Origin of the sequence: Streptosporangium oxazolinicum (assembly GCF_039537505.1) — a bacterium.
Taxonomy (GTDB): Bacteria; Actinomycetota; Actinomycetes; order Streptosporangiales; family Streptosporangiaceae; genus Streptosporangium; species Streptosporangium oxazolinicum.
This window is the reverse complement of the sequence record NZ_BAABAQ010000003.1, coordinates 469,450-484,965: the sequence shown is the minus strand read 5'-3', so window position 1 is coordinate 484,965 and position 15,516 is coordinate 469,450. Positions and strand designations below refer to the sequence as shown.

The 15,516-nt window shown below is 70.4% G+C and carries 12 protein-coding genes and 1 tRNA gene; 9 read left to right on the top strand and 4 right to left on the bottom strand.

Annotated features, from left to right (window positions below; all coding sequences use genetic code 11):
- Positions 1-151 precede the first annotated feature (151 nt).
- Positions 152-1,141: a LacI family DNA-binding transcriptional regulator gene (locus ABD817_RS11640; protein ID WP_344917830.1), complete on the top strand. Its 990-nt coding sequence runs from the start codon at positions 152-154 to the stop codon at positions 1,139-1,141.
- A 39-nt stretch (positions 1,142-1,180) separates the two neighbouring features.
- Here ABD817_RS11640 and ABD817_RS11635 read toward each other — a convergent pair whose 3' ends face one another.
- Positions 1,181-2,617 carry an aromatic amino acid lyase gene (locus ABD817_RS11635; RefSeq protein ID WP_344917829.1) on the bottom strand — a complete coding sequence of 479 codons (1,437 nt, stop codon included), beginning with the start codon at positions 2,615-2,617 and terminating at the stop codon, positions 1,181-1,183.
- 4 nt (positions 2,618-2,621) lie between these two features.
- A complete protein-coding gene (locus ABD817_RS11630) occupies positions 2,622-3,002 on the bottom strand; it encodes a phage holin family protein (RefSeq protein WP_344917828.1) in 381 nt (126 codons plus the stop codon).
- Between the two features lie 876 nt (positions 3,003-3,878).
- Here ABD817_RS11630 and ABD817_RS11625 point away from each other — a divergent pair.
- From ABD817_RS11625 to ABD817_RS11610, 4 genes are all read left to right on the top strand, one after another.
- The gene (locus tag ABD817_RS11625; protein WP_344917827.1) at positions 3,879-4,145 is read left to right on the top strand and encodes a hypothetical protein; all 267 of its coding nucleotides are present in this window, start codon (positions 3,879-3,881) and stop codon (positions 4,143-4,145) included.
- A 35-nt stretch (positions 4,146-4,180) separates the two neighbouring features.
- The gene (locus ABD817_RS11620; protein WP_329085017.1) at positions 4,181-4,465 is read left to right on the top strand and encodes a hypothetical protein; all 285 of its coding nucleotides are present in this window, start codon (positions 4,181-4,183) and stop codon (positions 4,463-4,465) included.
- An 88-nt stretch (positions 4,466-4,553) separates the two neighbouring features.
- Positions 4,554-4,949 carry an OsmC family protein gene (locus ABD817_RS11615; protein WP_344917826.1) on the top strand — a complete coding sequence of 132 codons (396 nt, stop codon included), beginning with the start codon at positions 4,554-4,556 and terminating at the stop codon, positions 4,947-4,949.
- A gap of 615 nt (positions 4,950-5,564) precedes the next feature.
- A tRNA-Lys gene (locus ABD817_RS11610) sits at positions 5,565-5,641 on the top strand.
- A 166-nt stretch (positions 5,642-5,807) separates the two neighbouring features.
- Here the strand turns inward: ABD817_RS11610 and ABD817_RS11605 are convergent.
- Positions 5,808-7,568: a protein kinase domain-containing protein gene (locus ABD817_RS11605; protein WP_344917825.1), complete on the bottom strand. Its 1,761-nt coding sequence runs from the start codon at positions 7,566-7,568 to the stop codon at positions 5,808-5,810.
- Positions 7,569-7,574: 6 nt separating this feature from the next.
- Positions 7,575-8,978, bottom strand: a complete 1,404-nt coding sequence (locus ABD817_RS11600; protein ID WP_344917824.1) for a DUF4407 domain-containing protein — start codon at positions 8,976-8,978, stop codon at positions 7,575-7,577.
- A gap of 305 nt (positions 8,979-9,283) precedes the next feature.
- On the opposite strand from ABD817_RS11600, the gene ABD817_RS11595 reads away from it, so the two are divergent.
- From ABD817_RS11595 to ABD817_RS11580, 4 genes are read left to right on the top strand one after another with little or no spacing between them, the layout of a single operon-like run.
- Positions 9,284-10,720: a hypothetical protein gene (locus ABD817_RS11595; protein ID WP_344917823.1), complete on the top strand. Its 1,437-nt coding sequence runs from the start codon at positions 9,284-9,286 to the stop codon at positions 10,718-10,720.
- A complete protein-coding gene (locus ABD817_RS11590) occupies positions 10,717-11,730 on the top strand; it encodes a DEAD/DEAH box helicase family protein (protein WP_344917822.1) in 1,014 nt (337 codons plus the stop codon). Before ABD817_RS11595 ends, ABD817_RS11590 begins: the two co-directional genes overlap by 4 nt.
- Positions 11,731-11,750: 20 nt before the next feature.
- Positions 11,751-13,706: a hypothetical protein gene (locus ABD817_RS11585; RefSeq protein WP_344917821.1), complete on the top strand. Its 1,956-nt coding sequence runs from the start codon at positions 11,751-11,753 to the stop codon at positions 13,704-13,706.
- A 13-nt stretch (positions 13,707-13,719) separates the two neighbouring features.
- On the top strand, positions 13,720-15,510 hold the full coding sequence (locus ABD817_RS11580; protein ID WP_344917820.1) for a hypothetical protein: 1,791 nt from the start codon (positions 13,720-13,722) through the stop codon (positions 15,508-15,510).
- Positions 15,511-15,516: the final 6 nt, after the last annotated feature.

Here is a 15,516-nt window from a genome sequence, read left to right as displayed (position 1 = left end):
CACCTCGCCACATCCAACAGTGACACGGTTCAGTGAACCGTTTCAGTGAACCGCTTCACCCCGCATCGTGTCAATACCTCCCAACGCCACTCGGCGGCCCCGATCGCGCGGGGAGCACCCCCTCGGAGGCCCCGGGGAATAGGCTGGTCGGATGCCCCAGCCCCGGAAACGAGCGACCATCCGCGAGGTGGCGAAGGCCACCGGCCTGTCGCCCGCCGCCGTCTCCTACGCCCTGCGCGGCATGCAGGTGTCGGAGGAGACCATCGAGCGGGTGCGCCAGGCCGCGGCCGAGCTCGGTTACGAGGCCGACCCCATCGCCCGCGCCCTGGCCAGCGGCCGGACCGGCATGATCGGCCTGCTCTGCGGATCCCTGGAGGACCTCTGGCAGCAGGCGCTGGCCGTCGGCATCGGCCGCGCGCTCAAGGACAACGACCGCTACGCCCTGATCCTGGACGCCGCGGGAGACCCGGCCAGGGAGCACACCCTCGCCAGGCAGCTTCGCGACCAGCGGGTGGACGCGCTCATCGTGCAGCCGGTCGATCCCGCGGCGCCGCTCTGGGCCGAGCTGTGCGAGGGGCTGCCGGTGGTGTCGATCGGTGACGCCCTGGCCGGGGCGCGCGCCGCGGGCGAGGTCGTCTTCGACAACCGGGCCGGGGTGACCCTCGCCCTGGAGCACCTGCGCCAGCGGGGCCACCGGCGCCTGGCCGTCCTCACCTCGACCCGGGCCAGCACCCCCGACCGGCCCGCCGACGTGCACGTCATGGCCGAGGCCGCACGGCTGGGCCTGGACATCGACATGGTCACCGCCTCGCAGTCACTGGGACCCGCCACCCAGGTCGCGGGCGAGATGCTCGATGCCGGCCACCGGGCGTTCTTCTGCTTCGCCGACTCGATCGCCTACGGCGTCTACGCGGCCTCCGCCGAGCGGAAGCTGGGCATCCCGTTCGAGGTGTCCGTGATGGGGTACGACGACCATCCCATGTCGGGCCTGCTCACCCCCGGCCTGACCACGGTCGACTGGGACATCGACGGCATCGTCCGCGCCGCCGTCCGCATCGTCGTGGCAGCCGCCGACGGCAACCCGCGCCGCCGCCGCATCGTCCAGGCCCCCCAGCTCCGCGAACGCGGCTCGGTGGGCTGACCCGGCCCTGGAAGGTCCGAGGGGGCCTCAGGGGACGCCTCAGGGGACAAGGCCGGGCAGCAGCCCGCGCGCCGCGTCGAGGTCGGCGTCCAGGGGGCGGTCCTCCATCGCGGGATCGAGCGGCAGGTCGCAGGGCAGGCGGCGCAGCCGCAGGGCTCGTACGGAGGCCACCAGCTCGCACGCCAGGACGATCTCCAGCGGTTCGGCGGCGGCGAGCGCGGAACGGGCCGCCTGCGGGGTGAAGCTCGCGTGGTCCTCGGTGCCCAGGGAGAGCACGGCCCCGCCCAGGGTGACCGGGGCGGCCAGGTGGCGCAGCTCGGCCAGCGCGGAGTACGCGACGTATTCGAGGATCATGACCCCGGACAGCCCGGGACGCTCGGCGAGGAAGGGCAGCAGGCCCGTGTGGGCCGGGTCGTTCAGGGTGGCGAGCCTCGCGGCGCTCAGCGTCGCGGTCTGCACGAGCGCGGCCCGCAGGGCGTCGAGGGCGAGCGCGACCCGCGCCGAGTGGAAGTTGCCGTTGTGCCAGGCCCGGCCGTCGGCGATCAGCGGGTTCTCGGGAGCCGCGTTCATCTCCTCGGTGATCGTCCGCTCCGCCCGGCCGAGGGCGTCGAGGACGGCCCCGTGGACCTGCGGGAAGGCGCGGTAGCCGTACGGGTCCTGGACGCGGCGCGGGGTGGTGGGGCCGACCAGGGCGCGCAGCCCGGCCGCGACCTCGGTCTGCTCGGGGCCGCGTTGCACGACGGGGGAGAGCGGTTCGAGCGAGGCGTCGATCGCCCGGAAGGAGCGGGCCGCGACCGCGGTGGCGGCGGCCAGGAGGATCCTCAGGCGGTGGCAGGCCAGCGCCGCGTCCGCCAGGGTCGCCGCGCCCGAGCTGATGAACGGCAGCGCGTCCTCCGAGGCGAGCGCGAACCGGGGTACGGGATCCCCCGCCCGCGTCCCGGACGGGCCGCCCCCGGCCCGTTTCCAGGACGCGGTGTCCCCGGCTTTTCTGGCGTTTCCGGCTCGTACGTCCTCCGAGGGCGGGGTCCAGGGGAGCTCGCCCAGGAGGCAGAGCGCGGTGGTGGCCAGGGCGGTGAGGTCGCCGGTGCCGATGGCGCCGTAGGTGCGGATCGGCGGGGTGAGACCCCGGTTGACGGCGGTGGCGAGGACGGGCAGGAGGGCCGGGTCGACCCCCGAGCCACCGGCCAGTAGCTGGTTGAGGCGGACCACGAGGGTGGCGCGGGCGCGGAACTCCTCGATCGCCGGTCCGGCGCCGCCCGCGTGGCTGCGGAGCAGGTCCAGGCCGGCGCCCTGGGACTCCACGTCCTTGTTGGCGCCCACGCCGGTGGTCCGGCCGTACACGGGTCCGTTGAGCAGGCCGGCCATCCGCCATGCCGCCTCCGCACGGCCGGTGGAGCCCAGCGAGATCCCGGAGCCGTGGGCCGCCCGGCCGACCTGTTCGCAGGTCAGGTGGGCGCCGTCAAGGACGACGGTCATCGGCTCAGTCGCCGACGATCGCGTCGAGGATCAGGTCGAGCAGCCAGCTGACCAGGCCGATGACGATCGCGCCCCAGAAGGCGGCCCAGAAGCCCTCGACGTGGAAGGGCAGCCGGAGCTGCTCGGCGATCCAGCTGGTCAGCAGCAGCAGCCCGGCGTTGACCACCAGGGCGAACAGGCCGAGGGTGAGGATGTAGAAGGCGCAGCCGAGCGTCGCGATGATCGGCTTCAGGACCGCGTTGACGATACCGAAGACGAGGGCGACGGCGATGAGCGTGCCGATCTCCCTGACCGGGGTTGTCGCGGACACCGTGATGCCGTCCACGAATCGGGTCGCCGCCCACAGAGCGGCTGCTACAACCAGTATTTTGATGATTATTTTCACGTTTCGCGATCCTCGCATGGATAGTCGGACGGGCGATAGATCCGCACTCTGGGAGCGGATATATACGCATAGCAGGGGTGTCGCTGGTCGGTCCGCTGCCCGTGGTTCCGATCACCGCGAGCGACGCGGTCCCATCGTCGCCGGGACGGCGAGCCGGCCCCGGCGCCCGTGGAGAGTTTCGCATCCGTGACCGTATGCGGTCATGAAAGCGGCGAGATCCTGTCAGGGGTGCCGCTCCCCGGCGGGGAGAACCACCACCGGGTGGGAAGGTCCCAGGTGAGGAGCACGAATCGCCGAGGGGGCCTCACCATGTCCGATGACCGATCGTCCACTGGCCGACAGGGAAAGCCGTCCGCGGAAACCGGGACGGGGCCCACCCCCGAACCCGGTCCCACCCCCAAACCCGGTCCCGTCCCCAAGCCCGGCCCTCCGCCCAGGCCCGGCCCCGGTCCGCTCCCCGAGCCCGGCCCCATTCCCAAGCCTGGCCCTCCGCCTAAGCCTGGCCCCGTCCCCGAGCCCGGCCCGCTACCCGAGCCCGGTCCTGTCCCTGGCCCGGGTCCTGTCCCCGAGCCCGAGCCCGTTCCCAAGCCTGGCCGCCCCGTTCCCAAGCCTGGTCCGCCACCTAGGCCCGGTCCCGGTCCCGTCCCCAAACCTGGCCCCGTGCCTGAGCCCGGCCCTTCGCCAGAGCCCGGCCCCATTCCCAAGCCCGGTCCTCCGCCCAGGCCCGGCCCCGACAACAGGCCCGCTCCTCCGGCCAGGCCAGGACCACCGGCCAGGCCAGGCCTCTAGAACAGGCCGGAAACGGGAGCAGGCCGGTTCCTGGTCCGAGTGACATCGGCCTGACCGTGGGAAGACGGCCCCCCGCGCGGATTCATCGTGTTCGACCACGAAGACCACGAAGACCACGAAGACCACGAAGACCACGAGAACCACGTGGATCGCGTGGATCGCGTGTCCGACCTGATCGCGGAGGCAGGTGCCTCGCTCCGCGAGGGCGGGCCCACCCTTCCCGAAACCGTCGTCGACGGTTTGGAGCACGCCCCGCAGGCGTTCATCGGCCCGCTTCGCGGTGCCGACACCGGAAACCGGAAAGACGCCGGTCCGGCCGACACGCTGATGGTGCGTACCGTCAATTGCGCATGATGGTCATATTCTCGGGGCAGAAGGGGCGTGAGGGGGTGGGTCTGTTGGAAACGGACGAGCTTGAGTCGCTGTCGGCCCAGGAACTGCATGATCGCGCGGTCCACTACGCCGTGCACCACGGAGATCTCGGCTTCCTGTGGGAGCTGCTCACGTTGATCCCCGCGGCGGAGGCGTCCGCGGGCAACGAGGATCAGACGACCAACGACCTCAGCCGGGTCTCGGCCCTGCTCAGCGACGCGATGGCCTCGGGCCACGGGGAGCTGGGCGAGGCGCTGCGGCCGTTCTACATCGAATACCTGTCCAAACATCCCGAAGCCTGATGCGGGTTCCGTTCCCGTCGTAACCCGGGCGTTCCTCCATCTGCGGGCCTCTGTAGGGTGATCGGCAGGTTTTCAGGGGAGGAACGCCATGGCGCAGGTGAGAGTGGAGCGGACCGAGGACGGGTTCGTGGCGCGTAACGACCGCGGAGCCGAGGTCGCCATGGGGGGCGGTGACGAGCAGGGAGTCTTCACCCCCGTGGAGCTGCTGCTCGCGGCGCTCGGCGGCTGCAACATCGTCACCGTGGAGCCGCTGACGGCCCAGCGCGGCCACCGCATGGTCCGTCTGGCGATGACCGTCCAGGCCGATAAGATCGAGGCCGCCAGGCTGGGGCCGATCACCATCACCTACGACGTGGAACTGCCCGAGGGCGACGAGAAGGCCGCCGAGGTCCTCCGCGCCGTGGCCCACCGCGTCGAGGAGAAGTACTGCACGGTGAGCCGGGCGCTGAGGGACAACCTTGAGATCAACCTCGAACTCCCCTGACGGCCTCGCGGAGAACCGGCCGAACCGCTTCGCGGGGCACCCCGGGACCCGGTGATCACGGTGATCCAGGCCGACGCGGGCCGCCAGGTTTCCGGCCCGTGTTTCCGGTCTGTGCCGAGGCCCCCGATCGGCGCCCGGAACCAATGGGCCCGCGATCCCGAACCAATGCGACCGGCTTCCCGGACGGCGGGTTTCCGCGTGCTCGCAGGGGCTCGCGGCGCTTCGGTGATACCGGGTCAAGGTTGGGTGTAGGCGCAAAATCAACCTTTGGATGACGCGCCCGTTACATTTGACTAGGTAGTGTTGTTGCAGGTCGAGGGGTCTGCGAAGCCCGGGGGGAGCGTTGCAGAGACTTTTCACCGGATAAGAACGCGAGGGGGATCGCGTTCCTGAGCGGAGCCGCCGGAGTCTTGGGGGAGACGATGGCAAAGCCCGCGAAGAGGCCGGGGCCGGACAGTTGGGGGACTGTCCGGCCCCGAGTCTGTGTCGGGCCGGATGGTGTCCCGATGGTCCGGATGTTTCGGCGTGCTTCACATGAAGGGCCGGACAGGGGCGAACGGGATCAACCGGGGTGCGAGCGCGCTGAAGCTGCTGCTAGAGTTACCTCCGTCGCAAGCGCCGCTAGCTCAGTTGGTTAGAGCAGCTGACTCTTAATCAGCGGGTCCGGGGTTCGAGTCCCTGGCGGCGCACCATCGGCTGAGGCCGACGACCTGGGCACCTTCCGCATCGCGGAGGTGCCCTCCGTCATTTCCGGCCTGATACGGGCCCTCTCATCCGGTCGATGCCCCACACGGATGCTCCCTGTACGGTTGCCCCCCGTCACGATGCTCCCTATCACGATGCTCCCCGTACGAATGCTCAGAGACCGCGCATGTGGCGCGACACCTGAGCGCGTACGGCGTCGTCGAGACCGTTGAGCAGGCGGTCGGCGCGGCCGTCGGAGGATGCCTTGAGCAGTCCGGCGACGATGGCGGGGGGCACGTAGTCGAGCACGCCGCACGCCCTTTTCGCGGGCATCGTCTCGATCAGGCGGATGGCGAGCGGGGTCGTCGCGAGGACGCGGACGATGCCGGCCGTGGTCCGTGCGGTGGTGGAGGCGAGGATCTTCGCGACCTCGCCGGGGGGGATGGCGCCCAGCAGCGCGCCGCTCCGTCCGGGATCGATGTGGCTCAGAGCCTGGCCCGCGCGGGCCCTTCCCATCGCCCGCAGCACCGCGGCGGTCTCCTGTCGCCTGGTCGCCATCACGTTCAGCACGGGTCCGGCGATTCTCGCCGGGATGGTGTCGAGGATCGAGGCGGCCCTGTCGGTGGACAGCTCCAGCAGGATCACCGCCGCGGTCTCGGGCTCCATCCGGACCAGCACCCGCTGGACGGTCTCGGTGGGGAGACGGTCGAGCAGTCGCGCGGCGGATGGGGCCGCTATGGTGCCGACGACCCGGGCGGCCTCGGCCGGGTCCAGTCTGCCGAGATCCACGGTTCTCTCCCGCGTACGATCCGCGGCCCTGCTTCTCTCCCGCGCGTCCTCTGCGGCTCCGGCTCTCTCCCGTGCGCGCCCGGCGGCCTCGGCTTTCTCCCGCGTACGATCCTCGGCTCCGTTTCTCTCCCGTGCGCGGTCGGCGGCCTCGGCCGGGCGCGGTGCGGGCGCGGCCTCGGGGTGGTGTGGTGAGGGTGCGGCCCCGGGCGGGCGCTGCGGGGGTGGTGGGGGCGGTGAAGGCGCTGCCCCGGCCGGGTGTGGTGAGGGGGAGCGGCCGGGAGGGGGCGGTGCGGAGGCGGGTTCGGGGCGGTGCGGCGCGGGGGAGGGCGGGGGACCGGTGGCGATCGACCTCAGGATCCCCTCCAGCCGCCGCGCGTCCATCCGTCGGCCGGGGTCCTTGCGGAGCAACCTGACGATCGCGTCGGTCAGCGGCCCCTCGCGGGTGAAGGGGGGCGGATCGTCGAAGGTGATGGCCTTCATGGTGGCCGGTACGTTGCCGCGGAAGAACGGGGAGTATCCCTCCAGGGCGTGGAAGAAGGTCGCCCCCAGGGACCACAGGTCGGCGGGCGGCCCCGGAGAAAGGCCGTTGATCCGTTCGGGCGCCATGTACTCCAGCGTGCCCGTGAAGGCGTTCTGCGAGGTGAGGCGGCTCTCGCCGACGATGTGGGCGATGCCGAAGTCGACGAGGAACACTTCTCCGCCCCCGCTGATCAGGATGTTGGCGGGCTTCACGTCACGGTGCAGCACGTCGGCCCGGTGCGCGGCGGTCAGCGCGGCCAGCACCCGCCCGCCGATCTCGGCGATCCGGCGCTCGCCGAGCGGGCCGTGCTCGATCAGGTCCTGGAGCGAGCGGCCCCGGACGTAGGCCATGACGATCCAGGAGATGTCGTTCTCCACGAACATGTCGTAGATCTCGACGATGCCGGAGTGCCTGATCCGCGCCGCGGCCCGCGCCTCGCGCAGCACGCGCTGGTGGCGTACGGACAGGTGCTCCCCGTTCGGGAACAGGACGAGCTCCTTGAGCGCGACGCGGCGCCCGAGCAGCTCGTCCTCGGCCAGCCACACGTTGCCCATCCCACCGCTGCCGATCATGGACAGGAGCCGGTAGCGGCCGTTGACCAGGCGGCCGTTCATCTCGGGGGTCACGCAGGGTCAGTCGTCGTCATCGGGGAACAGCTCGATCTTGCCGTGACGCTCGGCCGCCGGGCCGGTGGAGTCGGACCTGTGGTACACCCGGGTGCTCTGCATCGTGCGCAGCATGTCCTCCTCGACGGAGTAGTGGTCGTTGTCCGGGGCCTGCGGGTCGGTCAGATGCGCGGTCTTCGCCGGGCCGGGTGGGGCCTGTGCCCTGCGGGTCGCGCGTAGCGGGTCTGGTTCTTCCCAGATATCCCAGATCGAGGCGGAGTCGTCGTAGGCCTCCTTCCGCGGCGCGGAATCCACGGCGGGGGGAGAGGAACCGCCGAACTGGGAACTGTAGCTGTCTCGCGCGTCGCGGAACTCCTGCTTCGCCGCGAGGTTGAGGATCCTCTCGTAGTTGCCGGGCTTCTGCATCAGCTTGACCGCCACCGGCAGGCATTCGATCAGCAGGAACAGCAGGAACAGCAGGAGGTGGGTCGACCTGAGGGTGGTGTCCTGGCCCGACACCTCGTTGAGGGCCTGCAGCCGGATCAGCAACCCGTCGGTGGTCCTGTTCTCCGCGTCGAACGCGTTCTGCAGGTCGCTCTGGCGCCGCACCGCGGCGTCGAGCAGCTCCTGGGTCTTGGGCAGCGCCTGCGTCGCCTGGGCGAGGCGTTCCTTCTTGCTGCTCTCGTCCGTGGCGGTGAGCTCCGACTTGCGCTCCTCGATCTGCCGGTTGAGCAGGTCGACCCGGCCCTTGGCCTTGTCGTAGGTGTTCTTGCTGGCCTGGGCCAGGGGGCCGTTGCCCTTGCGCGGGCACGTCTTCCCACCGTAGAGCTGGCACTGCCACTCGTCGTAGAGCTTCTCGGTCCGCGTCTGCTGGGCGTCGCGCTCGGCAGTGAGTGACACGATCTTCGGGTCCTTGGCGGGATCCAGCGGGACGTCACCCTCGGAGGTGATCACGTTCTGCAGGGTCGTCGTCTCCGCGCGGAGACGGGCGACCTCCTGCGCGACGCTGCCCGCGTTCTGCCGGGTGGAGAACTCGTTGGCGCGCTGCTGCTTGATCTGGACGATCTGCGCGTCGATCTCGGACTTGAAGATCTGCAGCACCAGCGGGGTCGAGATGACGAGGCCGAGCAGCACGGCCATGAGGATCCGGGGCAGGGCCACCCGCCAGCGCCGTGGCCCGTCGGCGTTCATGGTGCTGACCAGCCAGCGGTCGAGGCTCATGATGGCCAGGCCCCAGACGAGGCTGGCCGCGATGGCGAGGATGAGGGGGACACCGAGCGCGGAGTTCAGGGCGAACGTCATCGACACGACCGCCAGCACGCTGGTGGTGAGCACCGCCCCGCCGATGCCCTCGAATTTCCCCTGCTCGGTACGGCAGAGTTTCAAGATCTCTGGACGGGCGCCGGACAGGGTAATCAGAAGTGTCCTCATCTATTCCCCTTCCGAATGGCGACCGGGCTCACGGTTATGAACTTAGATCATGGGCTGGAAGCATCGCCATGACGTGGACACTATTATAATTCCGTAAGGTGTGATTCCTTATACCGCAGGGAAATCGAGTCCGTGGGAAGCGCCGGAGGTGATCTTTGGCACGGCCGGCGCGACGCTGACAAAGGTTGGAAAGACAATTACACCGCGGTTGTTCGGAAACTCGCCGAGGGGATTCCGAGGCGGGAGGGGCCGCCGCGCCGACAGTAGTCCACGCCTTTCTTCAGACGCGTTACGGAGGCTTCCAGGTGCCCGATCCGGGTGAGGATCTGCTCCGCAAGGCCCTCGCCGGGGCGGTCGCGGCTCTCGACGAGTCCAGGCGGCTGACCGTGGTGGAGGTGGCCGCCGACGGCATCACCACGTTCGACCTGCGCCGCGACGAGCTGGGCAGGCCGCGCTGCAGGTTCGACCCGGTCGTCCCGTGGACCTCCCTGGCGGCCGGTGGCGGGTGGGACGGTCCCGGGCGCGACCTCACGCGGCAGGACCCCACCGAGGAGGCCGTCATCCGCGCCGCGGGCGTCCCCTCCCGCGCCGCGCTGATCCTCGTGTGCTCCTTCCCCGACAGCCCCCTGGCCGGCCAGGCGCTGACCTGGTTGCACGCCGCGTTCCCCGAGGCGGCGGCCTTCGTCCAGGCGGACGTGCGGGTCGACGCGCTGCTTCGCGACGTCGTCGTGAACGACCCGCTGGACCGTCCGTACGAGCTGGTCGTGCTGAAGCGGAGCGTCGCGACGGGCCGGTTCGAGCTCGCCGCCCACCAGCTGTTCACGATCGGGGCGCGGCCCGGCGCGACCGTCGAGGTCACCGCGTACTGTGAGTCGGGCGACGACAGGGGCACCGCCTTCGCCGTGGTGGCCTGGGGCCGCAGGCCGCTGCTTCTGTCGCTCCAGTCGGCGCGGCTCGTTCCCGGACACTACGACTTCACGGTCGAGCTGGAGAGGCCGGGCAAGGTCCGTCTCACCGGCCTGCCCGGCCTGGTGAGAGACGACCGCGGCTGGGCCGAGCTGGTCGCCGCGGTGCCGAACGGGCTCGACAGCCGGAGCGACTCGCAGCACCTCATCTGCGCGGTCGAGATCAGCGGTGCCCCGGGTGACGTCGCGAACCGCCTGGAGCGCCTCCACCAGATGGTCGCGACGATGTCCGCGGGCGCCCCCGGCCTCCTCGAGGTGTCACTGGTCACCTACGGCGCGCACTCCTACGACCGGAGGGTCCCCGACGGAGAGGTGGAGGTCGTGGACTGGCTGGTCTCTCCCGGAGACGCGCTGGCCTCGCTGACCGGCCTGGAGGGGCGCCCCCCGGCGCCGGACGGTCACCCGCACGGCGCGCAGCTGGAGGACATGCTGGCCGCGGTGGTCGGCCGGCTCACCGTCGGCGGGGCCGGGCGGACGGTGCTGCTCACGGTCGGCGACCGCCCCCCGCATCCGCCCAGGGTGAACGGGACGATCCTGCCCTGCCCGCACCGGCACGACTGGCGCACGCTGCTGGGCCGGCTCGAACAGTATCCGGGCATGGCGTTCGGAGCGATCTGCGACCGGGACGTCGGGGAGGCCGACCCCGTCTGGTCCCGCCTGGGTGCGACGGCGCTGACCTGGCTGGACGCCCTGGACATCCGTGAGTTCGGCGCCGAGCTCGGCCTGTCGGCGCCTCAAGACCGATCGATCCCCTTCCCCCTCATCGAGGTGCCATGACGAACATGTGGAGCGGGCAGCGTACGGCTCCCGACAGCGGATCCGGACTCCCGCAGCCCAACATCACGATGTGGGGCGCTCCGGGCAGCGGTAAGACCACCTTTCTCGCCGCGCTCAACATCGCCCTGCTCCGGCAGGAGGGCAACTGGCGCGTCGTGGGCGCGAACGGCCAGTCCACCAGCTTCCTGACGGAGAAGACCACGGCGCTGTCGCGGGACAAGGTGTTCCCCGAGGGGACGCAGGGACTGGACAACTACAACTGGTTCCTGGTCGGGCACGAGCGGCGGCGGGCCCGCTGGTTCCGCAGGTCGAGGGCGGCCCGTGCCCTCAAGATCGGCATCAACCTGCTCGACCCGCCCGGCGGGGCCTTCGGCGGCAACCGGGGGGTCGCCCAGCAGGACCTGCTCCGCAACCTGGTGCAGAGCAGGGGCGTCGTCTTCCTCTTCGATCCCATCAGGGAGAACGAGGACGGCGACGCGTTCGAGTACTTCTACGGGGCGCTGGCCCAGCTCGCCGAGCAGGTGATCGCCAGGTCCGAGGTGACGGACGGCAGGCTGCCGCACCATCTCGCGGTCTGCATCACCAAGTTCGACGACTTCAAGGTGCTGGAGACGGCGAAGCGGCTGCGGCTGCTCACGACCGACCCCGAGGATCCCTTCGGGTTTCCCCGGGTGGCGAACGAGGACGCGAAAGAACTGTTCCAGCATCTCTGCAGGGTGTCGGCGAGCGGGAACGCCGACATGGTGCTGAATGCCATTGGGCGATTTTTCCGTGAAGACCGAATTAGGTACTTTGTCACCTCGTCAATCGGTTTTTATGCCGATCCCAAGAGGCGGATTTTCGACATGGACGACTATCAGAACATTGTTCCGACGGTGTCCAAGCCGGTGGACGGTCAACCGTCCTCCGACACCAGGCGCAACACCGAGATTCTGATACGCGGCGAAGTGCGGCCGATCAATGTGATGGAGCCGATGCTCTGGCTCGGACAGCGGATTCCCGCGCCGTAGCCGATCAGGAGGACGGGCCGATGAGCACGGTGCAGCTGCCGTTCGAATGGGCGGTGGGAGGAAAACCCCCGGGCAGCGGTGACGACTACAGGATTCTCGCCTGCAGCCAGGGGCTGCTCAGCCGCGACGACTTCGAGGAGATCAGAACGGTCTACACGATCGGCACCTCGGAGACACTGCCCCAGGTCGTGGCCGCGTGGGTGGGCAGCGGTGACGACGCGCACCTGGTCCTGGCCATCCAGACCTGGTCGGACGAGGAGGACAGGCGGCACCGCAAGATCGCCCGCACCCACTACTTCTGCGTGCCGTACGCCCGGATCACCCAATCTCCCTGCCCCGTGTCCTACGAGGACCTCTACCACGTGCTCAAGGGGTGCCCGCTGCCCATGGACGGGCAGTTCGCCGTCCACGTTCCCACGCTCGACTCCGGTGCGGTGGCGGCGAGGGTGAACGGGACGGTCATGAGCACGGCCGCGCTGCTCATGACCGGTCAGCACGTCTGCGTCCTGGGGGGCGAGGCCGTCCCGATGGAGGAGCGCCTGCGATTCCTCGACACGGTGGCCGCGCTGCTCCCGTACGGCATGCGCGCGAGGCTGACGGTGTCCACCTGGGCCAGCAGCACCGCGGAGCACAAGATCAGGCTCGCGTTCACCCAGCACGTCCCCGCCAGGACGTATCCGATCACCTGGGGACAACTGGCGGAGATCCCCGCCCACGAGGAGGACGCGTACCGCTACCTCGCCCTGCTGGCACGTCACGATCCGGACGCCAAGCTGGTCGACTGGCTCGCCGCGCGCACCGAACCGCTCACGTTCGGCAGGAACGGCAGGTCCCGTGCGCTGGACCTGCTCCGGGGGTTCAGCCTTTCGTCCGTACCGGCGCTCATGCCCCCGCCCACGTCCGCGCCTCCGCTCCCGCCCACGTCCGCGCTCCCACCCGCGCGACCGCCCGCCCAGGAGTCGCTGGAAGGGCTGCTGACCGAGTGCGCCGACGTCCTCGAACACGGGAGCACGGCTGAGCTCAGGGACGTTCTCGGCAGGCTGGACGGCATCGTCGCGAGCCGCGGCCAGCTGATCTCGGATGACGAGCGGGCCCGCTGCCAGAAGATCATCAGGGACCGGCTGCTGCTGTCGCCGAAAGAGGGCCTGCCCGGGGAGCTGGAGACTCTTCTGCACGAGGTGGTCCGGGTGGCCGGATACGGTGTGGCGGACGCGCCCGCGCGGCCGGGCGAGATCACCCGGGAGGTGGCCCAGCCGGCTGGAATGTCGGCGACGGCGATCGTCCGCCAACCCCCTCCCGATCCGGTCGCCTCCATGAAAGCGGCCTACCAGCGGGGACGGGAGGAGCTGGAGGCGACGCTCAGGCCGCTGCAGACCAGGGATCTGGTCGCGATGGCCGCGCGGCAGCCCCCCGACATGCGGGTGGTGCAGATCATCCGTGACGAGCTCGTCAAGCGGGGCGGCGACAGCGCCGAGGACCCGGAGATCGCCGATGCCCTGCGCGAGCACGGCTATCTCACCGACGTGCTCGGCGCGCTTTATTCGGCTGGCGACCGGGCCCAGTTCGACGTGCTCCTCGATCTGCTACGGGCGGCCTACGGGCCGGAACTCCGCACCAAGGAGTTCGAGGAGGTCCTCCTCTCCTCGGGCGGGCGGTCGGGGGTGCTGGTCGCCGCCGCGGTGACGCTGTTCGGCACGGGCGCGGGGGAGGCCGTGAAGAAGTCCGCCCTCAATCTCGTGCGCGGCTCGGGGCTCGACCCCGAGATCGTCGATCTGGTCAAGAAGCTGCTGTTCGGATCCGAGTCCGGCGTGAGCCACCTCACCCCCGCCGAGTCGTCGGGGAAGAAGAAGCGGTTCGGGGACAGGCGCCGGGACAGACCTCTCATACCTCCGCTGACCCTGTACCTCTTGATGATCATATTCGCCGTCATCGCGCTGGTGGAGTTCTTCATGCTCATCCCGGCCCCGGGTCGCTGAGCGGGGGGCGGCCATGCTGATAGAAGCCGAGTGGGCACTGTGGGGCATACTCCCGGGAAGCAAGGACGCGCACGACGTCCTGTCCTGCAGCCGAGGACGGATCGGCCGCTCGGGCTTCTCCGCGCTCGTCGACCGGTACGCCAGGGTGACCCCCAGGAAGCTTCCGCAGGTGACGATCGCCAGGGCGGGCGCCGACGAGGGCGCGCATCTCTTCCTCGCCGTCCAGAAGTGGTCCGACGCGTTCGACGGGCTGGGCCGCGGGATAGCGGTCACCCATTGCTTCTGCGTGCCCTACGCGCAGGCCGTCTACGGACCCGTCTCCTACGAGGGGCTCTACCGGGCGCTGGACGGTCAGGCGGTGCCGTCCGACGGTGGCCCGCTCGTCGTCTCCCCACCGGCGCTGGACGCCGATGCCGTCGCCGAGGCCGTCGGTCGGACCGAGCTGGGCGCGGCGGCCCTCCTGCTCACCGGCCAGCGGGTCTGCGTCGTCGAAGGCGACGGAGCGTCGCTGCTCGACCGGCTCCGGTTCCTGGACACGGTGGCCGCGCTGCTCCCGTACGGCTTCAGGACCAAGCTGATCGCCTCGACGTGGGCTCCGCCCGCGGCCGGGCACCGGAGCAGGCTGTTCTTCGCCGAGCACCCGTCGGAGAACGCGTTCAACATCGTCTGGAGGCAGGAGGTGAGCGTTCCCGAGAGCCACGACGTCGCCCACCGCTACCACAAGATGCTGACGAGCAGGCAGGAGAACGGCCTCGCGGAGCTGATCGCGCGGTTCTCCCGCGAGACCGAGCAGCGGAAGTTCTCCGCGGAGACCCTGGCGGCCGTCCTGTCGGACGCCGAGTCCGGCGCGAAGCCCTTCCCCACGTCGATCGACGACCTGCTGATCGCCTGTGCCGACAGCATCGAGGACGGGCGGACGGCCCTGCTCCCCGGGCATCTGGCCCGGCTCGACGCGCTGCGGGGGTCGGCCGCCCTGAACGGCGGTGTGCGCCGCCGGCGCAACATCATCAGTGACCGCCGCCTCCTGACCCCGAGCGCCGCCCTGGTCCCGGAGGTTCAGGAGCGTCTCTACGATCTGGTGCTGAGCGTGGCCTACGGGCCCAAGCTCACCGTCGACGGGCTCGACCAGATCCTCAAGGACGTGAAGCCGATCTCCGCGCGGCTGCTGACCGCGCTGGCCAGAATGCCGGCGGCCGACTCGGCCGTCACGTTGAGGCTCGCCGGCCATCTCGACCCGTACCAGTCCGCGACGGCCCTCACCCTGCTGTCCGTCGAGGAACTGGTCGCCGCCGGGGAGCGGGAGCCGGTCGCCTCGCCCGTCGTGCGGCTCGTGTGCTCGGAGCTCGCCTCCCGCTGGGCCGATCCCGTCCAGCGGACCGGCATCGGCGCGGCCCTGCGGGGGCGGGGGCGGCTCACGGCCGCGGTCGAGCGGCTCGACGAGGCCGACGCGGACAGTCAGTTCGAGAAACACCTCGTCCTGCTGGTGATCGACTACGGTCCGTCCCTCGACCCGGAGAAGGCGCGGGAGGCCTTCACCGCTCACGCCGAGGTGTTGTCGGTGCCGCTGCTCGCCGCGCTGGCGCTGCTGTGCGACGCCCCCGCCCGCCGGTTGCTCCCGCACCTCGTCTTCCACGAGCTTCTCGGCCAGGGGGGCATCACCTCGAAGATCTTCGAGAAGTTCCAGACCGAGCACGACACCCCGGAGGCCCGTCCGTCGCGGACGCGCGCCACCCGGCCGGAGGAGTCCGGCACCGACCCCTCACTCCTGCGACGCCTCGGTTTCACGTCCCGCAAACGCTCCTAGAGCGGG